Raw genomic sequence first — 21120 nt, 5'->3', positions numbered from 1 at the left:
CACGATCTTGAGCAGACGATTCCCCTCATCGTTGGTGATCTCTCGAACCCGGACGCGTTCAGCCATACCCACATCCAACGCGACTTCGACACTCAAGTGGTGGACGCGCCACCCCCGACGTTGCCGGTCACGGCACTAGCTTGACCGCCCCGACGTCGGACTTGTGAGCGAGGTCGTCGCCGTTTGCCTTCACCACCACCGGAAACCCCGTGGCCGAGGCGGCATCGACGGCAGCTTCCGTGTCTGCGGCGTGCACGGCCGGAACCATCGGCACGCCGAAAGCGTCGAGCAGCGCACGCGAACGCGCCTCGCTCCAGGTGCCCGTGCGGCCCTCTTCGATCACGGCCCCGGCGGACGGGCGGGCGGCCTCGCGCATACCGGTCTGCGCAGGTCCCAACCGTGAAGACCACCAGGCGGCGTGGCCGAGGGCGGGAACAACCTGCTCGATGCCGCCGAGGTGGATGTGTTGGCCACCTTCGCCGAACCGTTCACGCACGCCGGGGAGATCACTCGTGACCGCACCGGCGACGACTGCGGGGACAGGAAGTGCGGGGAGACGGTCGAGCATGGACTGGAAGACCTCGGTGAACGTGACCAGCTCGTTCGGGATGTCGTGCTGGACCAGCACCACATCGGCTTCGGCTCCGTCGCCCACGGCGGCAACCACTTTCGCGAACAACGACCGGTCGGAAACGGAGTAGATGGCTCCCGTCACGTCCAGCGGGTTGTTCACACCACCGAAGTCGGGTTGCATCGTCCGCAGCGCAGAGACCGTGCTCTCCGAGAAGGGCTGCAGCTGGAGTCCCACGTCGGTCGCGCGGTCGGCGATGACATCGCATGCGCCACCGGAAACGCCGACGACGGCGAGCCGGCTGCCATCGATCGGGCCGGTGTGTGCCAGGAGATCGGCCGTCGTGACCAGCTCCTCGAGGGAACCCACGCGGATCGCCGCGTGCTGACGCAGCACGGCATCGATCACGCGGTCGTCGCCGACGAAGGCTCCCGTGTGGGCCGCTGCTATTCGCGCCGTCACCTCGTGTCTGCCGACCTTGAGCACGATGACGGGTTTCGATCTCGCCCGGGCGAGCTCCAGGGCGGCTATGAACTCGGCAGGTCGACGGATGGCTTCGAGAAAAACACCGATGGCCCGGGTGTCATCGTCCTCGGCCAGGTAGGCGATCAGATCGGCCGCATCGACCACCGCCTCGTTCCCCACACCGACCGCCTTGCTGACGCCGACTGCGTGCGCGTAGCAGTAGTCCAACAAGTTGGTGTTGAGAGCGCCACTCTGCGAAACGAGGCTCACGTGCCCGCGCGGCAGAGGGCCGGGCAACATGTTGGGCTGGAAGTTGATGTTGCACTCCGTGTTCACGAAGCCGTACGTGTTGGGTCCGATGATCGCGAGGTCCGCCTCGGCGGAGAGTCTCACCATCTGCTCCTGGGCGGCCGCCCCCCGGCCGCCGGTCTCCGAGAAGCCCGCCCCCAGCACGAGAGCGTTTCGCACGCCGGATGCGGCGGCATCTTCGAGAACTGGTAGCGCGGCTTCGCCCGGGACGATGACGTACGCAAGGTCGACGGGTTCAGCGAGGTCGGACAGATGGGCTACTGCGGACCGACCGAAGACCTCCCCACCCCGGCCGTTCACCAACTCGATCCGACCCGCGTATCCGCTCCGCTCGAGCGCCGAGAGCGTCGCTGCCGACCAGGTGGACCGTTCGGAGGCCCCGACGATGGCCACGGACTCCGGTGCCAGGAGACGCCCCAGGCGTTCCGGTGCCCACCGGGTGGACGTTGCTTGGGCACTTTCCCGCTCAGAATCTGACATTTGACGTAAGATATGCTAGACCCCCACAACCGTCAAATCTGTGACCCCGCAACATCAGGAAAGAGGGGCCTCTCATGGGGGCAGGAGACTCAACTAAGCCTCGCCGCGTGTCCGAACCTGTGATCGTCGACACTTTGCGCTCACCCATCGCCCGCTCCTTCAAGGGGTCTCTCGTCGATGTCCGGCCTGACGACCTCGGAGCGTTCGTCGTGTCCGCTCTCCTCGATCGCCATCCGGAGATCGACCCCGGCCTGATCGACGACGTGATCGTCGGCTCCGCCAACGGTGTCGGCGAGCAGTCGATGAACCTGGGACAGAACGTCGCAGCACTCGCCGGACTTCCCGACACGGTCCCGGGAACCACTGTCAATCGCTTCTGCGCGTCTTCGCTGGAAGCGATCCGCATGGCCGCACACGCGATTACTGCCGGCGAAGGGGACGTCTTCGTCGCGGCCGGCGTCGAGTCCGTGAGCCGAACCGCAGCCGTCGGGTTCGACGAGAGCGACATGAATCCACGCTTCACAGACCATGAGCGCGATGACTTCGTCAGCGAGATGTTCATGCAGATGGGCATGACGGCCGAGATCGTCGCCGACCGCTGGAACGTGTCCCGCTCGGACATGGACGACTTCGCCGCGCTGTCCCAGACCCGAGCCGCGACAGCGAATGCTGCCGCTTTCTTCGAGCGCGAGATCGTCCCGGTTCCACTTCCGGACGGGTCCGTCTTCACCGAGGACGAGTCGATCCGACCCGGGACCGCAATCGACGCCCTGGCCCAGCTCGAGCCCGTGTTTCGCGAAGGTGGCCGGGTGACCGCCGGCAACGCCTGCCCGCTCAATGACGGCGCGGCCGCTGCGATCATCATGTCCAGCGAGAAGGCGTCCGAACTCGGGCTGACCCCGCGAGCGCGCATTGTCGGGTCAGCGGTCGCGGGAGTGGCGCCCGAAGTCATGGGAGTCGGACCGATCCCCGCCGTTCGCAAACTCCTCGACAGGCTGGGGATGTCCATCGGCGATATCGACGTCGTCGAGCTCAACGAGGCTTTCGCCGCCCAGGTGCTTCCCGTCTGCTGGGATCTCGGAATCGAGATCGACCACCAGCTGAACCCCCATGGCGGCGCGATCGCGCTGGGTCACCCGTTCGGCATGACCGGCGCCAGGATCCTCGGCACCCTCCTCAACGACCTGGAGACGCTCGACGCGACACTCGGCCTCGAGACCATGTGCGTGGGCGGAGGGCAGGGGGCAGCAATGCTCATCGAGCGGATCGCGTGAGGACCGACTCGTGGAAGATCCACGAAGGAACGCCACGGGTGCCCGCTCCGACGGCCGGACGGTCGGCACATTTCTCACGTTAGACGTCAGATCGCAGGGTCTCAGCACATCAGCTAGCGTCGCTGTCCGAGGTCAGATCTGATAGCAGACCTGGACCGCCGCGCACGGAGGGGGTAGTCACGTGTCACGTCTGGAAGGGCGCAAGGCGCTCGTCACAGGAGCAGGCCAGGGAATCGGGGAGGCCATCGCCCGCCGCCTCGCCGAAGAGGGCGCAACGGTCGTCGTCTCGGACATCAACCGGGCCACTGGCGAGACGGTGGCTGCGTCCATCACCGAGGGTGGTGGCGAGGCCGTCTTCATCGAGCTCGACGTCACCGACGAGCAGGCGTGGATCGATTGCATCGCCGAGACCCTCGACCGGTTCGGGGAGCTCGGCATCCTCGTGAACAACGCCGGCATCGGAGAGATGGCCAGCATCGAGGAATGCTCGCTCGAGGAGTACCAGTCGATAATCGCCGTCACCCAGACCAGTGTGTTCCTGGGGATGAAACATGCGGCGGACGCGTTGAAGGCATCCGGGCACGGCTCGGTGATCAACATCTCCTCGATCTTCGGTGCGAGCGGCGGCCTGGGAATCTCGCCCGCCTACCACGCGGCGAAGGGCGCTGTTCGCCTCCTCACGAAGAACGCCGCTCTCCTGTGGGCGACAGGAGGCATCCGGGTCAACTCGGTCCACCCGGGATTCATCGACACCCCGATCTTCGATCAGGTGCGCGACGACCGGGAGGTCATGGACCTCGTCATCGGCCTGACACCGATGGGCCGCCTCGGACTACCGGTAGAGGTCGCCGCAGCGGTCGCGTTCCTCGCGAGCGATGACGCAACGTTCTGCACGGGCTCCGAGCTCTACGTCGACGGCGGCTACCTGGCCCGCTGAGGTTCCAGGACACCGGCGAGGACCTTGCAGGGAAGAAGCGACCCGTCAAACGGGGGGAGAACCAATGGATGACATAGTGATAACGGGCGGACTCGTGATCGACGGCACCGGCCAGCCCGGCCGTGTCGCCGACGTCGCCGTCTGCGACGGGGTGATCACCCGGGTGTCGGATGCGGGCACGACCGGCGCAGGGACCCGCGCCCATCGCGTGATCGAAGCCGACGGCGCAATCGTGACGCCCGGCTTCGTCGACATCCACACCCACTATGACGGTCAGGCGACCTGGGACGATGCCCTCGAGCCTTCGGCGAGCCACGGCATCACCACCGTCGTCACCGGGAACTGCGGGGTGGGTTTCGCGCCGGTGATGCCCAGTCATCACGACGCGCTCATCGAGCTCATGGAAGGCGTCGAGGACATCCCGGGCACGGCGCTGCACGAGGGCATCGACTGGCGGTGGGAGACCTTCCCGGAGTACCTCGATCTACTCGCCACGAAGAAGTGGTCGATGGACGTCGGGACGCAGATCGCCCACGGCGCGCTACGGACCTACGTGATGGGCCAACGGGGCATCGCGAACGAAGCCGCGAACCCCGATGACATCGCCCAGATGTCACAGCTCACGGCACAGGCCCTCGCAGCGGGCGCACTGGGGTTCTCGACCTCGCGCATCCTGGGGCATCAGTCGGTCGGGGGTGAACCGGTACCCGGAACGTTCGCCCACCGCGACGAGGTACTCGCCATCGGACGAGCGATGCAGCCCTACGGCGCCGTGTACGAGCTGGTGCCCGGTGGATCCATCGGGCAGGGCGGCCTGACCCTGGGTGAAGGGGAGGCCCTGCTGCACCAGGAGCTCGAATGGATGGCGCAGCTGTCCCGGGAGACGGGTTTGCCGATCACATTCCTGATCGTCGAGTTCGGTGAGGACCCCGATGCCTGGAGGGCGGCCATGGACTTCGTGGTCGAAGCCAACGCCCAAGGAGCGCAGCTCTTTCCGCAGACGGCCTCGCGGCCGGCCGGGGTGCTGCTCTCGTGGGAGTCGAAACACCTGTTCAAACGCCGTCCCTCCTATGTCGCGATAGAGGAGCTACCGCTGCAGGCGCGGCTGGCTGAGCTCCGTCGGCCCGAGGTGCGGCGCGCCATTCTCGAAGAGACGAACCTGCCCCCCGCGTCGGAATCCGTCAACGACGTCATGCACGTCATGATCGCGAACAACCTTGAAAACGTGTTCCCACTCGGCCTTCCACTGAACTACGAGCCGGGCCCGGAAGACTCCGTCGCAGCCGGGGCGAGACGTGCCGGGATCCCGGTGGAAGCCGCCATGTACGACCAGATGCTCGAACACGACGGAGCGGCGATCCTGATGATGCCGGTGCTCGGCTTCGCGCGCGGGAACTGCGACGCCATCTACGACATGCTGGCTGACGCACACTCGGTTGTCGGCCTGGCCGACGGCGGCGCACACTGCGGCCTGATCTGCGACGCCTCGAGCACCACTCACCTCCTGACCCACTGGGTGCGCGACCGCCCGGGGCCGCGGTTGGGCCTGGAGTATGTGATCAAGAAGCAGTGCGCCGATACCGCGTCGTTGTACGGACTGGGCGACCGGGGCGTCATCGAGCCGGGGAAACGGGCGGACATCAACGTCATCGACTTCGACAACCTGTCGTTGGGAATGCCCTATGTCAGCCACGACCTGCCAGCCGGTGGCAAGCGCTTCCTGCAGCCGGCGAGTGGCTACTGGGCGACCCTGGTGGCCGGCGAAGTGGTGCGGGACCACGACGGGGACACCGGCGCACGCCCCGGTCGCCTCGTGCGCGGCAGGCGCCAAGACCACGACCGTGGAGACAATGCCCGGACTCCACAGAGCCGAGGGAACCCGTCCGCCCGCAGACATCTGGCATGACGCAATGACGTTCTCAGCTCGAGTCTGGACGAATTACGATCCACGTCAGCCCCAAGCTTCGACCTCGTAGATCGGCACCGCCACATCGGTGAGCCGAGCGCAGCTACGTTCGTACCGTTCACACCGACGCTCATCGATCTGACCCGAGGTATTTGGTAGCGAGCTCGTCCATCACGGCGAAGAACTGCTCGGCACACTCAGCGATGATCGCTCCGACCGGTTGGATCTCGTCGATCCGGCCCATCACCTGACCGCCCAATGCGATGGCTGCCTCGATGTCACCGCCGAAGTAGAGCGCCCTGGCGTCCCCGAAACTGCCAAACACGTCATGCTCTGCAAACCGGAGTTCATTGGTCAGATCGGTCTTGAGCGCCCGAAGCGCAGGAGAATGCCGCTGGTTGAGAAAAACGGTATCGGTCTCGCGGCTAGCGATGATCGCGTTCTTCCAGTTGTCGTGCACCGGACTCTCGGTGGCCGACAACATCCTCGTGCCCATCTGGATCGCCTCGGCCCCGAGTGCGAACGCTGCCGCCATCGTTGACCCGTCGACCATTCCGCCAGCGGCCACGATGGGGACTTCGACCTTGGATCGGACGAGGGGGAGCAACACCATCGATGCCACAGGATCGGGGTTCTTGAAACCGCCGCCCTCGCCCCCTTCGACGATCAAACCATCTACTCCGGCGTCAACTGCCTTCTGCGCTCCACGCAATGTCGGGACCACGTGGTAGACGATGAGGCCGGCCTCCTTGAGCTGGGCGGTGTAACGGGTGGGGTCGCCCGCCGAGGTCGAAACGAAGCGAACGCCCTGGTCGATCACGAACTGGACCATGTCAGGATCGCGAACGAAAGCCTGAGCGACGTTGACTCCGAAAGGCTTGTCGGTGAGGTCATGCATCTTCCGGATCTCCTCACGGATGGCATCGAGCTCGCCAGATGACGTCTCGATGATGCCCAGCCCACCTGCGTTGGAGACCGCCGATGCGAGCGGGCTGCGGGCGATCCAGCCCATCGGTGCCTGGATGATGGGGACCTCGATGCCAAGCTCGCGTGTGATGCGGTTGTCGAAGGTGGGGGTGGTCGTGCTTGTCATGTGGTGAGGATAGCGATAAAGGGGATAAGTCGTCCGAGGTCGGTCACCTTCGCCGTGGGTGAAAGGGGGAATTTCCTACCGCCTTCGCGTTGACTCTCGGAGGGCGCCTTCTGGGCAAGGGCCGCTGCAATCTGGCTCAACAGAAGCGCGTGCCGCAGTTCAGATATCTGCCATTCATTCCGGTGACGTTGGCGGAATGATGAGCCGCTATCCAGGGCTACGAGTGTCGATGAGCGAAGCTGGAGCCGGTTGGCTCTCCAACGTCCCTGTCGCATGGATCTGCGCCTAGTGCTTTATCTTTCGACACCGGCGCTTCAGTAGCTATTTAATCGGGCGAAGCGGTCCAAGTGGTAGCTGTAATCGCCGTACGTCTGCTGTGCCACCCGAGCCCGTTTGATGAACAGACCGATGTCGGCCTCATCGGTCATGCCGATGCCACCGTGCATCTGGATCGCCTCGGCGGTGACCAGCGTCGCCACCTCACAGAGCTTCGCCTTGCACGCACTCGCCAGGGCGCTCAGCGAGTCGTCGGCACCGTCGATCGCCTGCAGTGACGTGAGCACGATGGAGCGTGCCAGCTCCAGCTCCGCGTACATCTTGGCAGCGCGGTGCTGCAGAGCCTGGAACGAACCGATGGGAACACCGAACTGCTCTCGCACCTTCAGATATTCCAAGGTGCGCTCGAAGGCCTCAGCGGACAAGCCGAGCAGTTCTGCCGCCATGCCGACGTTGGCGATGTCCAGTACCCGCTGGAGCGGCGCGTAAGCCCCGCCCTCGGAACCGAGCAGACCATCGGGGCCGACCTCGACACCGTCGAAGCTGACGTTGGCGCTGTTGCGGCTGTCCACCATGACCACCCGCTCCACCAGCACCCCGTCCGTGTCGGCATCGACGACGAACACGGAAAGCCCGGTCTCGTCACCGGGCCGACCAGCGGTGCGGGCCACGACGATCATCTTGTCCGCGGTGTGGCCATCGAACACGAGGACCTTCCGCCCCTGCAGTACCCAGCCGTCACTCTGCTTCAGGGCGCTCATCGCCGTCTTGCGCGGCTGATGACGGCTGCCTTCCTGCAGCGCGAGCGCAAACGTCAGCTCGCCTCCCGCGACAGCCGGTAGCAAGCTCTCCTTCTGCGCTTCGGTCCCGAGCTCCGCCACAGCCGTAGCACCGACCAGAGCACTCGCCTCCAGTGGAGAGGCACTCAGGTTGCGGCCCACCTGCTCGAGGACGATGCCGAGCTCGGTGTAACCCATACCGAGGCCGCCGAATTTCTCCGGGATTGCGATCCCCGGCCAGCCCATCGTGGCCATCTCCTGCCACAGCTGCGCGCTGTAGCCCAGTTCGTCGTGCTCATCGCGCAGACGGCGCAACTGGGCGATCGGCGCCCGCTCGGCGAGGAACCTGCCCGCCGTGTCCCTGAGCATCAGCTGGTCGTCATCGAGTACGAGCGCCACAACTCCTCCGTTCAGCTCGGCAGACCGAGGACGCGCTTGGCGACGATGTTGAGCTGGATCTCCGAGGTCCCGCCCTCGATCGAGTTCGCCTTGGTGCGGAGCCAGGCTCGTGGCATCTCGCCATCGTCACAGTGCTCGCCCTCCCACGCGAGGGCCCTCTCACCGTGCAGGGACATCATGAGTTCGAAGCGGCGCTTGTTGAGCTCGGTTCCGCAGTACTTCACGATCGACGACGCTGCGCCGAGACCCTGGCCGGCCTTGGCCTCGTCACGAACCCGGTCCATGGTCGCAGCGAATGCCAGCAGGTCGACCTCCAACTGCGCCACGTCCCTTCTCAGGACGCCGTCTTCGAGACGGCCGTCCGCGCCGAGACCGATCTCCTCCGTGGCGACCTCCGCCAGCGTGCGGCCCGAGGAGTCCTGACCGAATCCGGAGATGGTCTCGCGCTCGTGGGTCAGCAGATACTTGGCGATCTCCCAGCCCTTTCCCTCCTCGCCCACCAGGTTCTCCTTGGGAACCCGCACGTTGTCGAAGAAGGTCTCGCAGAAGGAGGACTTTCCGGAGATCAGCTTGATAGGGCGGACCGACACGCCTTCGGAAGCCATCTCGACGAGCAGAAAGGAGATGCCCTCGTGCTTGGTACCGCTGTTGTCGGTGCGGACGAGGCAGAAGATCCAGTCCGCCTTGTCGGCGAAGGACGTCCAGACCTTCTGACCGTTGACCAGGTAGTGGTCGCCCGTGTCCTCGGCGCGGGTCTGCAGGCTGGCGAGGTCGGAGCCTGCACCTGGTTCGGAATACCCCTGGCACCAGGTGATCTCGCCCCTCACGATCTTCGGCAGGTGTTCCGACTTCTGGTCCTCGTTGCCGTACTCGAGCAGCGCCGGACCGAGCATCGAGATGCCGAAGCTGTTCAGAGGGCTGCGCGCACCGATCGCACTCATCTCGTCGCGCAGGATGGCCGCCTCCTCCCTGGTCAGCCCGCCGCCGCCGTACTCACTGGGCCAAGTAGGGGTCGTCCATCCCTTCTCCGCCATGAGGTCCGCCCACCGCTTCTGGTCGGGGTGGCTGAACTCAGGATTGCTGCCTCCGAGGTAGTAGTCGGCGTCGGAAAGAACCGGCGTGCGCATGCTCTCCGGGCAGTTGGCGCCGAGCCACCGACGGACTTCGTGACGGAACTCCTCGAGGTCACTCAGCGACACCATCAGAGGTCGGCCATTGTGGTTCTCGGCCTGGCCTGCGCGAGCAACGTCGGCACCAGATCACCGACGACCACCGGATCCGTGGTTGGTGCCGCCTGAGGGCCACGGCGCCATCCTTCCGCAACGGCAAGTGTCTGGCCGGACGCCTCGAAGACCTGGCCGGTCACCTCGGCCGAGAGCGGCGACGCCAACCAGACGACGACGGGAGTGATCCATCCAGGGTCGAGAAGGTCCGTGATCTCCTCGGGAATGCCGAGATCCGCCGTCATCCGGGTGAGGGCGACGGGTGCGATCGCGTTGGCCGTGACGCCGTACCTGGCGAGCTCCTCGGCTACGACCTGGGTGAATGCGGCGATCGCAGCCTTGGCCGCTGCATAGTTGGACTGACCGACGTTGCCGTACAGACCCGAGCCGGAAGTGGTGTTGATGATTCGGGCGTCGTTCTCCTCGCCCTCTTTGGCCCGGTTGCGCCAGTGCTGGGCCACGTGACGGGTGACACAGAAGGTCCCCTTGAGATGAACGGCGATGACGGCGTCCCAGTCCTCCTCCGACATGTTCACCAGCATGCGGTCGCGGATGATGCCGGCGTTGTTGACGACCACGTCGATGCGCCCGTACTTCTCCAGCGCGCCTTCCACCAGGCGCTGCGCACCATCCCATGTCGAGATGTCATCGGTGTTGGCCATCGCCTCGCCGCCGCCACTACGAATCTCCTCGACGATCTGGTTGGCGAGAAGGCTGTCGGCTCCTGAACCATCGCGTTCACCGCCGACGTCGTTCACGACGACGCGTGCTCCGTGCCCGGCGAGACCGAGGGCATGAGATCTGCCTATTCCCCTCCCGGCGCCGGTGACCACACAGACGCGGCCGTCACAGATCCGCTCGGCGGCTGCGTTCTTCGTCATCGTCTTCGCTCCTTCATCTCGGGATTCACGGGTTGTCGGCCCCGACAAGCCAGCGTCTACCTGGTGGCCCGGTTGCATGGGAGTCGCGTGGAATCCTCACTCGAAGACCATCCGCCCGATCCACTCCGCAACCAGCGCCGGCTTCTCCTGGCCTTCGATCTCGACCGTCATCGTCTGCGTCAGGTCGACGACGCTGCCCTTCAGTTCCACGTTGCTCACCTGGGCCACGGCACGAATACGCGAGCCGACGGGAACCGGGTTGATGAAGCGCACCCTGTTCATGCCGTAGTTGATGCCCATGGCCATGCCGTCCAGGCGAGGCATCTCCGTCGAGATGCTGGCCGAGAGGTGAACCAGCAGCGACAGGGTCAGGAACCCGTGGGCGATGGTCCCGCCGAAGGGAGCTTCGGCTGCGGCCCGAGCAGGGTCGACGTGGATGAACTGGTGATCGAGGGTGGCGTCGGCGAAGGCATCGATTCGATCCTGGGTGATCTCGAACCAGTCACCGGCCAGAGGCTCGAGGCCGATCCTCGCCTCGAGGGTCTCATGGGCTCGTGCCGCGTTCTCGCTCATCGTCGTGACCTTCCATGTATCGACATCGGGGGAACAACTGGTGGCCCGTCGTCGGGTCGTGGAGTCGACCCGGTCGTGCAACAGGCCTTACTCGCGCTGCCTAAGGTGAAGTGATGGATGACATCCTCGTGCAGCAGCAAGGCGGCGTTGCGACCGTCACCCTGAACAGGCCCCACGTGAAGAACGCTGTCAAACTCGAGATGTGGGGCGAGATCGCTCGCCATTTCCGCCGCCTCGGCGATGATCCCGCCGTTCGGGTCATCGTGTTCACAGGCGCCGGCGGTGACTTCAGCAGCGGAGCCGACCTCTCTGCTCCGGAGGGCCCCGAGATTCCGTTCTTCACGGCGATGCGGCAGGTGAACGAGGCGGCAAAGGCCGTCTACGAGGCCCCCAAACCCACCATCGGCCGTGTCGAGGGGGTCGCCGTGGGCGCCGGGGCCAACCTCGCGCTCGCGTGCGATTTCGTCATCGCCGCCGACACGGCGCGATTCGGCGAGATCTTCGCTCGCCGCGGGCTCGCAGTGGACTTCGGAGGGTCGTGGCTCCTGCCGCGCCTCGTCGGTCTCCGCAGAGCGCTCGAACTCGTCCTGCTCGCCGACATGATCTCCGGCACGGAGGCAGCCGACATCGGCCTGATCACCCGCGCCGTTCCCTCCGACGAGCTCGGCGACGAAGTCGGGCGCCTTGCCAAGCGACTCGCAGGCTCGGCGACCGTCGCCCTCGCCGAGTCGAAGCAGTTGTTGCGACGATCCTTCGACCGCACTCTCGACGAGGCACTCGAGGCGGAGGCGCACTCCCAGGCGGTCTGCTTGGCGAGCGAGGACGTGCGCGAGGCCATGGCGGCCTTCCACGCCAAACGCAAACCGGCCTTCAAGGGTTGCTGAGCCCGGTCGTCGCACTAGTGCCATCCGGTGGAGCTCCCGCGTGTTCGCTCCCTGAGATCTCACACGCACTCCACATTGAGTAGAGCCTGGCGCCCCTCATCGCGCACCGCGCGCACCGCCCGTTCCATTGCGGGCAGCAGTTCGGCACGCGTCGAGACCCGCTCGCCGAAACCACCCGATGCAATGCAATACGCCTCGAACGCCGGCGCCGGTGAAAGGTCGGACAACCGACGCTCGCTACCGGTGACCGCCGACCCCTGCGGGTACATGAGGCGGGTGGCGTAGTCGACAGCGCCCCAGGTCGCGTTGTTCGCCACGACCGTGAGGACCGGAAGGTCGTGTTTCGTCGCAGCGTGGTGACATGCCGCAGGGTTGGCAAAGAAGTACGCACCGTCTCCGACGGTCGCCACGACGGTCCGATCCGGAGCTGCATGCTTGGCGCCGAGTGCTGCCGGTAGCGCCCAGCCGAGCCCACCAGCCCGGGGAAGGAAGAAGTACGTGCCCGGACGTCTGCGGTTGAGCAGGTCAGGGCGTCCCCAGTACTCGTTGAAGACGATGTCATCCTCGTCCAGGACACAGGCGAGCGTTTCCGACATGAAGGCCATGGTGATGGGAGCGCCGGCGGGAGCTTGCTCGTCGCTCATGCGATCGGCGGCGGCGGCACGATTCGACGTGGCCCGTGCTGCGATGCGCTCGCGCCGGTCATTGTCGGTCGCTCCAGCGCGCTCGGTGAGCGCCTCGGTGAGCCTCGTGACCAGGGCCGCCGGGGTCGCAACGATGGTCAGGTCCGAGCGGTGTGTCCGCATCGGGTAGCGGACATAGAGCGGGTCGACTCCAACGTGGGCGACAAAGGTTCCAGCGCGAGGCGCGGCACACGCCTCTATCCACGGCACGTCCGACTCGAGCACGACGATGACGTCGGCCACTTCGAACACACCATCGAGCTGGTGGCCGAGGTGCAGATCGTGGCGAGGGTCGACGTTGACGAATCTCGGCGCGATCTCCGCGACGCCGATGGCGAACCGGTCGCACAGGTTGCCGAGCAACTCCACGGCTGTCGGGTCCACGCCCGCCGCAGAGGTGACGACGACGGGGAAGGACGCAGCGGCAAGCCTGTCCGCGAGCTCGGCGACCGCATCGGCGTCGGGTTCGATGGTTACGGGTACCGAAGTGACCGGAGTGACATGCGCGTCGGCGGGCACCGGCTCGGCGAGCACTTCGCGCGGGAGCGTCAGGTAGACGGGGCCCCGCGGGTGCGAGGTTGCGACGCTGAACGCCCGATCGACCACGGCGCCAACCTGTCGGGGATCGCGCAGCTCGTAGTCCCACTTGACCAGCTCTCGGAGCATCCCGGCCTGGTCGAACATCTCCTGTGCCCAGTGGATGCTCGTGTCGCGAGCACCGAGCGCACCGCCCTCGAGGATGGGGGAACGACCAGCGGTGACCAGAAGGGGCACGTTGTCTCGCGAGGCGTTGGCGACTGCGCAGATCGCGTTCGCCGTGCCGACGCTCACGTGGAACATGACCGCCTGGGGTCGCCCTGTCACCAGATAGGCGCCGTGGGCCATGCCGGTCGCGAGGTTCTCGTGGGCGCACACGACTGGTTCGGGCAATGGCACGTCGTGTTCACCGAGGGTGGCGTATGCCTCCACCAGCGGTGCGAAGTCGGTGCCGGCGTTGATGTAGAGCGCGCTGATGCCACGCTCGGCCAGGAGCGCGAGATATCGGCCTGCCACGGAGGTGGAGGCCTGCTGTTCATGAGAGCCTCCTGCGCCACGCGTGCCGAGTCGCCCTCGCTGATCTCGCTTCTGACTCACTCGTACATGAACACGCCGCGTATGTTCCGCCCAGCCAGCATGTCGTCGAAAGCCTGGTTGGCATCGTCGATGTCGTACTGAGCCGTCACCATCTCGGCGAGCTTCAGCTTGCCGGTCTCATAGAGGCCGATCAGGTGGGGAATCGCCTGGCGGGGGTTCAACGAACCGTACAGCGTGCCCTTGATCGTCTTGTTCGACATGGCGAAGTCGAGAATCGGCACCTGGACGTCCTTGTCCTTCCACGAGGCGGCGCCGGTTATCACGAGCGTTCCACCCTTGCAGATGGTCTGGTAGGCCTCGCCGATCATCGCCCCCGTGACCACACCCGGGGTCATGATGGTGACCTCGGCCCCCTGGCCGTTCGTGACGGCGTGGATCGGCTCGAGCACCTCCTCCATCGACTTTCCGTCGTTGTTGATCACATCCGTGGCCCCGAAGGACTGGGCGTACTCGAGCTTGAGATCGTTCGGGTCGACGGCGAAGATCCGCTTCGCTCCCGCCAACGCCGCACCCTGGATGGCCGAAGAACCGACTCCGCCGCAACCCCACACCACGACGGTGTCGCCGGGCTTGATGCCGGCCCGCTCCGCGGCTGACCCCCACCCCGTTGTGACGCCACACGACAGCAGGCAGGCGTGCTCGAAGGGGATGTGCTTCGGGATCTTGACGATCGACATCTCGGGCACGACGGTCTTGGTCGAGAACTCGCCGAGCATCCCCAGCTGGGTCACCGCGGTTCCGTCCTGCGTGTGGAAGCGGTGTGTGCCGTCCATCTGCGTGCCGCTGTAGAGCAACCTTCCGTTGTCGCACAACCACATGCGCCCCGTGGCACACCACTTGCAGTATCCGCACGAGGGGATGAAGGAGGTGGCGACGTGATCCCCCGGCTTCACGACGGTCACGCCGGGGCCCACGGCCTCGACGACTCCCGCCCCCTCATGCCCGAGGAGACAGGGGAAGCCGCCGCCCCCGACGTCCTCGGTGACCGGGACGTCGCCGGTTCGAGCGTGATCGTCGGAGTGACAGATCCCACATGCCTTCAGATCGATGAGGACCTCGTTGTCCTTCGGTGGATCGAGCTCGAGGTCCTGGACGACGAAGTCGCTGTGTTCGGCTTCGAGCACCGCGGCGCGTACCTGCATCTGACTGCCTCCTGAAAGTGGTCTACTGAGGGCCGATTGGTCGGTTCTCGTCGATGGGATCCCTGGCGTGCGCGTCGTCTGGGCGGAATGGACCGCCCGGAGCCGCACCAGGTCGATCAGTCATGGTCGGGATGCACCTCGGGCGACCCCTGGTAGCTGGCCAGCCCCACATCCGGCCGGTGATGCTCCTTGGCGCCCACCGGGTTCCGTAGTACTCCGACCCCCGACGCCTCGAGCTCGATGACGTCACCTGGCTGGATCCACCGGTCGAGCTCGTACCCACACCCGCCCCCGACCGTGCCCAGCCCGAAGAACTCACCCGGGTAGAAGTCCTCGTCAAGCGACGCCCATGCAAGAACCTCAGCGAAGGAGAACTGGCGATCGGCCGTGGTGCCCGATGCCCACAACTCGCCATTGACCCGGGCACTCATCTCGACCGACCACTCGTCGACCTCATCCATCGTCAGGACGCACGGACCCATGGCAGTGGAGAAGTGCTTTCCCTTGGACGGGCCGATCGTCAGACTCATCTCGAACACCTGGATGTCGCGTGCGCTGACATCGTTGAAGATCGTGACCCCTGCGATTCGCCCCTCCGCCTCACCGGGAGTCAGATTGCGGCCGCCGGTCGACGTGAAGAACCCGAGCTCGAGCTCGAAGTCGAGTTGATCCGTGTACGAGGGCCACAGCAGGGGCTCATCGGGCCCGACGATCGTCTCGGAGTTACACTGGTAGCAGATGGGCATCGCCTCGAACGCCGGCGGAATCGTCAGACCGCCACCGGTGGCGTGGGCCCGGTAGGTGAGGTAGTCACGCACCCGGCGTGGTCGGGGGACCGGCGCCAGCAGCCGTACCTCGTCGATCTCGTGCACGACCGGACTTCCGTCCGCGCCGACGAGGTGGTTCCCCGCCTCGCGCTGGGATCGAGCGACGTCGAGCGCTCGTCGTGCGTTGTCGAGTCCGGTTCTCCCGCTCTCGAAGAACGCCACCATCTCGTCGGCCACCACTGGCGCTCGCTCCGCGGCCGCCTCGCCGTTACGTGACCGCTCGTCGGCCCGGAGGACAGGTCCCGGCTCTACGACGACAACGTCGTCGAGAACTCCCAGGCGCGGCTTCACCGTGCCCGGCTGGAAGGTCACCAGTCGCATGTCGCCTCCAAGCGCCAGAAACCCCGAAAGTGCAGCCCGGCGGTCACGGGGCGGTCTCCCCAGGTCACTCCGGTGCGAGGACCGCGGGGCCTCGCGGCGCCCACAGCGAGCTGATCGTCGTCGAGACGTCGTAGCTGTCGCTCACCGGCATGCGCCCGTCCTCGCTTCGCGCCCCCATGTCGGCTGCGATCGCGTCCAGGTCCCCGTCGAACTCGTAGACGGCAAGGTACATGTGCGGGCTCGGCCCCCCGTGGGCCATCGGACTGTCCACGAGTTCGAAGCGTCGCGCCGCGTGGACGCCGTGGACCGCAACGACGTCGTGGAGGTGCCGGTTGTCGTACCAGTCGTTGAACTCATCTTCACGACCGGCCACGGGATTGCTGAAGACCAGCAACCGCATTCGCTTGTCATCCATGTTCCGCTCCTGCTCGGTTTTCCGTTGAACCTTGCTGATCGCTCTTGTTCGAGCCCTGCCGTCGCGCCTCATCGCGACCACGTGAGACCTCGACTGGCCCACGGCACGGCGCGGGTGCTGCTGTCAGCGCCAGGGCGTGAAGGAATCAGCTCGGAGGATCCGCGGCCCGTGCACCCACCGGTAGTACCGGTATGACAACTTCCACCGGTCCTCCTCGAAGCGGAACCGCTGGAGGCAGTCCACGATCGGCAGCGCTTCGACCGACTGCAGTTCATCCGGAGAATCCGAGGCGACCTGGACTCTGTTGTCGAAGTAGACCATCCAGTGAAGGCACTCGACTTCGGTGTCGGACAACATCTTCCACTGGAAGTTGGTCAGAGCATGAAGGCGCCAGTAGCGATGATCGGTGGGCAGCGTTTCCACCTCTCGCTCCTGTTGCGCCGTGTGCTCCTCAATTCCTTCAACTCGTCTCACGGTCGGCGGGTCTGCAACGTCGTCGACGATCTCGCGGACGAAATCATCGGTGACGTAGTTGAGCTCGTCGAGCACGCGGCGGTACTCGCCTAGGCGATACATCCCATTCAGAAGGTTGCTGCAAGCCGCGAACGCGCGCAGAGCGCGGTCCGAGGGCTCCTTACCCATATCCTCATGGGGCAACGCGAAGTAGTCACGCATATCTGTCATTGGAGAGCCAATCTTTCTATCAGTAATGAGCCGTCTTCAGGGAAGCGATACAACCGAGCTCTGCGTTCGCCGTACGGCGGACGTCTACTGCTCGACATCACGTTGACTTCGCACCCAAAGCCAAGAAGTCGTCATCGAGACCAAAACACCGCATCGCGTTGCGGTACAGGACCTTTTCCTTGTCCTCTGGGCTGAGCGACGTCATGCGGTTGTCGATCGCATCTTCGATCTCATCGCCGAACAGACACGTGGGATGCGGGTAGTCGGTCTCGAACATGAGGTTGTCAACGGGGAGAGTCGTTGCCGACTGATCCTGGAGCCGCTCGTACCAGGTGTTGACGAACATCTGGCGATGGAAGAGCTCGCTCGGCAACTCGTCGGACTTCATCTCCGATCGTGTCCGCCATGGCTCGAAGCGCTTGTAGTGCTCATCCAACGCTTCCAGAGCGAAGGGCACCCACCCCACGCCCGACTCCACGATCGCGAACCTCAGCTTCGGAAAGCGCTGCAGCACGCCCGACAGCAATATGTCGATGGCACTGATCGCGTTCCCCAGGAAGGCCTCGACCGTCGATGCGATCTGCATGATCGCAAATCCCATTATCCGCGTGTGGTATTCCCCGCGATCGAACTCTCCGCCGCCGGCATGGAAGCTGATCGACAGGTCGGCATCCTGCGCTGCCGCCCACAGCGGGTCCCAGGCGGTATCGGTGAATGCCGGGCATCCGTGGATCTCCGGCACGCCGCTCATCACGAGCCCCTTCATGCCGAGGTTCGCACAGCGGACCACCTCTTTCACGGCCATTTCGATATCCCAGTAGGGGACGTTCGCCAGGGGGATGAAGCGGCCCGGCTGCTCGGTGGCCCATGAGTTGACCCAGTCGTTATATGCAGCGACGACGGTGGCCTGATACTTCTTGTCGTCGTGGCCTCCCGCCATGTACACCTCGGGATTCACCAGGCCGAGGTTGGGATACGTCGCGGCAGCGCGGACGCCGAAGTCGTCCATCACTTTCGCCCGCTCGTTCGGATCGTACGACGATGGATGCTGCTCTTCGAACCGTCGCGGGAACAGGGCCCACGCTGAGTCGTCGCCTTCGACCGTCGAACGGCGCTCGTAGGATCCGTCTTCGGCCTTGTACACGACGCTGGCCGTGACCATCCAGACCTTCTTGTCGCCTACGAACCAGTAGTCAGCGTCCTCTTCGGGCACATACCTGATGTGCGGGATCAGGTCACCATATTTCGACGGCATCCGACTCGTGAATATGTCCCTTGGTTCGCAGATGTGACAATCAGCATCGATAATAATCATCGATATACCTTCCCATTGATAGAAGCCGCTCTCGGCGAAGCGTGGCTGGATGCGTTGACAGCTGTTGAGTAGATGGCGCGCGTGCAGTGCATCGAGGCGCTCCCCGTCCTCGCCCAGACATGGGCCACACCTTCTTGTCCCCCCGAATTCATGAGAAGCGTCCTCCCGAACTTGATCTGACGCTTAACGTAAAGGATAGAGGTCTGACAGTTGCGACGCAAGCGATCGACGCGGTCGGCTCCCCGACAGGAGTCGTGGCGTGAAGGTGGGCGGTCGGCGCAGACGGATCTGACCCCAGATCTGTCGCCGAACGTGAATATTGACAGGGCCAGCCTGAGCGGCGGGGCACGTTCGCCGAGCCACTACAGGGCTGCGTCGACGGCCTCGACGAACTCGTCCATCGCCCGTGCGCTCCCCGGCAACATCAACAGCGCGAAGTAGCCGTGCATCTGCCCGGCCTGACGGCTGAGCTCGACGGGAACACCGGCGGCCTTGAGCTTGGCAGCGTAGGCTTCCCCTTCGTCCCTCAACACGTCGTACTCTGCGGTCTGGACGTGCGCCGGCGGTAGACCGGACAGATCGGCCCGCAGCGGGGACGCCTCGGGCTCGGCCCGACGTGAGACATCCGGGCAATACAGGTCCCAGAACCACTCCATCCCCTCGCGGTTCAACATCAACTGATTCTCCTCGGCGGTGTATGAGGCGGTGTCGAGGCCGGAATCGGCCACGGGATAGATGAGGCCCTGCCAGGCGATCCGCGGTCCGTTGCGATCCCGAGCCCGGAGGGTTACGGCGGCAGCCAGGTTGGCCCCTGCGCTGTCACCGCACACCATCAACGGAACGTCGGCGCCCGCGACCGAATCGATGTTCGCTGCGGCCCACTCCAGCGCGGCGTAGCAGTCGTCGACTGCAGCCGGGTACGGGTTCTCGGGTGCGAGTCGGTAGTCGACGTTGACGACGGCACATCCGGTGCGGTTCGCCATGATGCGACAGAGGTGGTCGTAATCCGCGGCACTGCCGATCACCCAGCCGCCCCCGTGGTAGAAGACCAGGACCCCACGGACCGGCACGTCCGGGACGAGCAGAGTGACGCCGAATTCAACGCCGTCCGAGGAGGTGACGGTGTGGTCCTCAGAGCGGGCCACATCGGGCCCCGGTCCGAGCATCTCGGTCATGGCGCCTGCCATCTCCCGTGCCTCCGCCGGGGCGAGCTCGTGAAGTGGGGGTGCCCCGGCCTCGGCCATCTGGTCGATCAACTCGGTCGTCGCCTCGTCGAGCGGCATGTCAGTGTCCTTTCGTTAGCGGGCTGGATGAACAACCACGATCGACGATGTGACGCGGCACGGACATGGGACCTCTCATCGCAGCGACGAAGAGGTCCGGGCGAGGACGTCAGCGCACTCTTCGATCATCTCGGACATCACCTGACTCACGGACTTGAGCTCATTCATGGAGCCCACGACCTGCCCGACGTAGTAGGTGATCAGGTCGGCAGCGCCCGGGTGGTTCGGAGCAGCTCGTCGTATCCGTTCGCGCGCCTCCGCGGCAAGGGTCCCCTGAAGGGGCATGGGGAGCGCCCCGGGGGAATCGTCGCCGTCCCATGCCTCCGTCCATGCCGAACGCAGCTGGCGAGCGGGCTTGCCCGATGTCGAGCGTGATCGCACCGTGTCGCGAGACGTCGCGGCGAGGAACTTCTGCGTCAGGACCGGTTCTGTGTTCGCTTCGTCGGTCGTCAACCAGACCGAGCCGGTCCAGGCGCCCTGTGCGCCCAGCGTCAACGCCGCTGCAAGTTGTCGGCCACATGCGATCCCACCGGCAGCCAGTACCGGCAGGGGCGCAACCGCATCGACAACCTCCGGAACCAGCACCATCGTGGTGACTTCGCCCGTGTGGCCCCCGGCTTCGTGCCCCTGAGCGACGATGACGTCGACACCTGCGTCACGCTGGCGCTCCGCATGGCGCGTAGACCCGGCGACACCGGCAACGACAGCTCCCCGCTCATGAACCATGTCGACGAGTTCAGCGGGCGGGGCACCCATCGCACTCGCCACGATCCGCACGGGATGCTCGAGGGCCTGCTGGACCTGAGACACCGCGTGTTCCCGGCCGGGTGGCCGCGTCAGGAGAGGACCCACATCTGACAGCTGCGGCACGCCGTGGCTCTCGAGCAGATCCTCGACGAACCGGCGGTGCTCGGTGGAGATGAGGCCTTCCAGGGGGCGTTCGGCGCTCTCTTCGACCGTGATGGAGGGAAACAGGACGTCCACGCCATATGGGGCACCGTCGAGTTCGCCATCGATCCACGACAGGTCGGCTTCGATCTGCTCCGCTGTGAGCCCGGCGATGCCCAGGACGCCGCATCCTCCCGCACGACTCACGGCAGCGACGACATCGCGGCTGTGCGCGAAGGCGAAGACAGGTACCTCCATGCCTAGTTCCCGGCAGAGCTGTGTGCTCATGTAGACCGTCCTCTACTCGCGTTGAGGCATGGCGCTACCGAGCCTCGGTGTGACCGACGTGGGGCGGGCAGGCGCCCACCCCACGTCGAC

Annotated in this window: 18 protein-coding genes; 4 read left to right on the top strand and 14 right to left on the bottom strand. The window is 65.3% G+C overall.

Annotated features, from left to right (window positions below; genetic code table 11):
* Positions 1-127 precede the first annotated feature (127 nt).
* Positions 128-1738, bottom strand: coding sequence for an acetate--CoA ligase family protein (locus RIE08_16155; protein ID MEQ8719144.1), 1611 nt, complete (start codon positions 1736-1738; stop codon positions 128-130).
* Between the two features lie 194 nt (positions 1739-1932).
* Between RIE08_16155 and RIE08_16150 the strand changes: the two genes are divergently transcribed.
* The 3 genes from RIE08_16150 (at position 1933) to RIE08_16140 (ending at position 5942) form a co-directional block, all read left to right on the top strand.
* Positions 1933-3099 carry an acetyl-CoA C-acyltransferase gene (locus tag RIE08_16150; GenBank protein MEQ8719143.1) on the top strand — a complete coding sequence of 389 codons (1167 nt, stop codon included), beginning with the start codon at positions 1933-1935 and terminating at the stop codon, positions 3097-3099.
* Positions 3100-3280: 181 nt separating this feature from the next.
* Positions 3281-4036 carry a glucose 1-dehydrogenase gene (locus RIE08_16145; protein ID MEQ8719142.1) on the top strand — a complete coding sequence of 252 codons (756 nt, stop codon included), beginning with the start codon at positions 3281-3283 and terminating at the stop codon, positions 4034-4036.
* Positions 4037-4100: 64 nt separating this feature from the next.
* The gene (locus tag RIE08_16140; GenBank protein ID MEQ8719141.1) at positions 4101-5942 is read left to right on the top strand and encodes an amidohydrolase family protein; all 1842 of its coding nucleotides are present in this window, start codon (positions 4101-4103) and stop codon (positions 5940-5942) included.
* Positions 5943-6072: 130 nt separating this feature from the next.
* Here RIE08_16140 and RIE08_16135 read toward each other — a convergent pair whose 3' ends face one another.
* From RIE08_16135 to RIE08_16115, 5 genes are all read right to left on the bottom strand, one after another.
* Positions 6073-7035, bottom strand: coding sequence for a nitronate monooxygenase (locus tag RIE08_16135; protein MEQ8719140.1), 963 nt, complete (start codon positions 7033-7035; stop codon positions 6073-6075).
* 314 nt (positions 7036-7349) lie between these two features.
* Complete coding sequence (locus RIE08_16130; protein MEQ8719139.1) at positions 7350-8489, bottom strand: acyl-CoA dehydrogenase family protein; 1140 nt, start codon at positions 8487-8489, stop codon at positions 7350-7352.
* 11 nt (positions 8490-8500) lie between these two features.
* Positions 8501-9691, bottom strand: coding sequence for an acyl-CoA dehydrogenase family protein (locus RIE08_16125; protein ID MEQ8719138.1), 1191 nt, complete (start codon positions 9689-9691; stop codon positions 8501-8503).
* Positions 9691-10593: an SDR family oxidoreductase gene (locus RIE08_16120; protein ID MEQ8719137.1), complete on the bottom strand. Its 903-nt coding sequence runs from the start codon at positions 10591-10593 to the stop codon at positions 9691-9693. The genes RIE08_16125 and RIE08_16120 overlap by 1 nt, the downstream gene beginning before the upstream one ends.
* A gap of 96 nt (positions 10594-10689) precedes the next feature.
* Entirely contained in the window at positions 10690-11166 is a 477-nt protein-coding gene (locus tag RIE08_16115) for a MaoC family dehydratase (protein ID MEQ8719136.1), read from the bottom strand.
* 113 nt (positions 11167-11279) lie between these two features.
* On the opposite strand from RIE08_16115, the gene RIE08_16110 reads away from it, so the two are divergent.
* A complete protein-coding gene (locus RIE08_16110; GenBank protein ID MEQ8719135.1) occupies positions 11280-12050 on the top strand; it encodes an enoyl-CoA hydratase-related protein in 771 nt (256 codons plus the stop codon).
* Positions 12051-12109: 59 nt separating this feature from the next.
* Here the strand turns inward: RIE08_16110 and RIE08_16105 are convergent, their stop codons facing one another.
* From RIE08_16105 to RIE08_16070, 8 genes are all read right to left on the bottom strand, one after another.
* Positions 12110-13867, bottom strand: coding sequence for a thiamine pyrophosphate-requiring protein (locus tag RIE08_16105; protein ID MEQ8719134.1), 1758 nt, complete (start codon positions 13865-13867; stop codon positions 12110-12112).
* Positions 13864-15009: an NDMA-dependent alcohol dehydrogenase gene (locus RIE08_16100; GenBank protein MEQ8719133.1), complete on the bottom strand. Its 1146-nt coding sequence runs from the start codon at positions 15007-15009 to the stop codon at positions 13864-13866. Before RIE08_16100 ends, RIE08_16105 begins: the two co-directional genes overlap by 4 nt.
* Positions 15010-15125: 116 nt before the next feature.
* Positions 15126-16157: a fumarylacetoacetate hydrolase family protein gene (locus RIE08_16095; protein ID MEQ8719132.1), complete on the bottom strand. Its 1032-nt coding sequence runs from the start codon at positions 16155-16157 to the stop codon at positions 15126-15128.
* A 64-nt stretch (positions 16158-16221) separates the two neighbouring features.
* Positions 16222-16572 (bottom strand): DUF4286 family protein, encoded by a 351-nt coding sequence (locus tag RIE08_16090; GenBank protein ID MEQ8719131.1) that lies wholly within the window; start codon positions 16570-16572, stop codon positions 16222-16224.
* A gap of 123 nt (positions 16573-16695) precedes the next feature.
* A complete protein-coding gene (locus RIE08_16085) occupies positions 16696-17247 on the bottom strand; it encodes a hypothetical protein (protein ID MEQ8719130.1) in 552 nt (183 codons plus the stop codon).
* 106 nt (positions 17248-17353) lie between these two features.
* A complete protein-coding gene (locus tag RIE08_16080) occupies positions 17354-18571 on the bottom strand; it encodes an amidohydrolase family protein (protein MEQ8719129.1) in 1218 nt (405 codons plus the stop codon).
* Between the two features lie 362 nt (positions 18572-18933).
* Positions 18934-19854, bottom strand: coding sequence for an alpha/beta hydrolase (locus RIE08_16075; GenBank protein ID MEQ8719128.1), 921 nt, complete (start codon positions 19852-19854; stop codon positions 18934-18936).
* A 75-nt stretch (positions 19855-19929) separates the two neighbouring features.
* Positions 19930-21030, bottom strand: coding sequence for a nitronate monooxygenase family protein (locus tag RIE08_16070; GenBank protein ID MEQ8719127.1), 1101 nt, complete (start codon positions 21028-21030; stop codon positions 19930-19932).
* Positions 21031-21120: the final 90 nt, after the last annotated feature.

The organism is Acidimicrobiales bacterium (genome assembly GCA_040219085.1).
Classification (GTDB): Bacteria; Actinomycetota; Acidimicrobiia; order Acidimicrobiales; family JAVJTC01; genus JAVJTC01.
Note: the sequence above shows the minus strand (reverse complement) of the source record. Positions and strands in the feature narration are given on the sequence as shown.

What these genes read in the sequence shown, in the direction of transcription:
- RIE08_16085 (MEQ8719130.1), bottom strand. Translation starts at nt 17,247, where the DNA reads ATGCGTGACTACTTCGCGTTGCCCCATGAGGATATGGGTAAGGAGCCC.
- RIE08_16080 (MEQ8719129.1), bottom strand. Translation starts at nt 18,571, where the DNA reads ATGATTATTATCGATGCTGATTGTCACATCTGCGAACCAAGGGACATA.
- RIE08_16135 (MEQ8719140.1), bottom strand. Translation starts at nt 7,035, where the DNA reads ATGACAAGCACGACCACCCCCACCTTCGACAACCGCATCACACGCGAG.
- RIE08_16140 (MEQ8719141.1), top strand. Translation starts at nt 4,101, where the DNA reads ATGGATGACATAGTGATAACGGGCGGACTCGTGATCGACGGCACCGGC.
- RIE08_16110 (MEQ8719135.1), top strand. Translation starts at nt 11,280, where the DNA reads ATGGATGACATCCTCGTGCAGCAGCAAGGCGGCGTTGCGACCGTCACC.
- RIE08_16125 (MEQ8719138.1), bottom strand. Translation starts at nt 9,691, where the DNA reads ATGGTGTCGCTGAGTGACCTCGAGGAGTTCCGTCACGAAGTCCGTCGG.
- RIE08_16095 (MEQ8719132.1), bottom strand. Translation starts at nt 16,157, where the DNA reads ATGCGACTGGTGACCTTCCAGCCGGGCACGGTGAAGCCGCGCCTGGGA.
- RIE08_16075 (MEQ8719128.1), bottom strand. Translation starts at nt 19,854, where the DNA reads ATGCCGCTCGACGAGGCGACGACCGAGTTGATCGACCAGATGGCCGAG.
- RIE08_16120 (MEQ8719137.1), bottom strand. Translation starts at nt 10,593, where the DNA reads ATGACGAAGAACGCAGCCGCCGAGCGGATCTGTGACGGCCGCGTCTGT.
- RIE08_16115 (MEQ8719136.1), bottom strand. Translation starts at nt 11,166, where the DNA reads ATGAGCGAGAACGCGGCACGAGCCCATGAGACCCTCGAGGCGAGGATC.
- RIE08_16090 (MEQ8719131.1), bottom strand. Translation starts at nt 16,572, where the DNA reads ATGGATGACAAGCGAATGCGGTTGCTGGTCTTCAGCAATCCCGTGGCC.
- RIE08_16100 (MEQ8719133.1), bottom strand. Translation starts at nt 15,009, where the DNA reads ATGCAGGTACGCGCCGCGGTGCTCGAAGCCGAACACAGCGACTTCGTC.
- RIE08_16070 (MEQ8719127.1), bottom strand. Translation starts at nt 21,030, where the DNA reads ATGAGCACACAGCTCTGCCGGGAACTAGGCATGGAGGTACCTGTCTTC.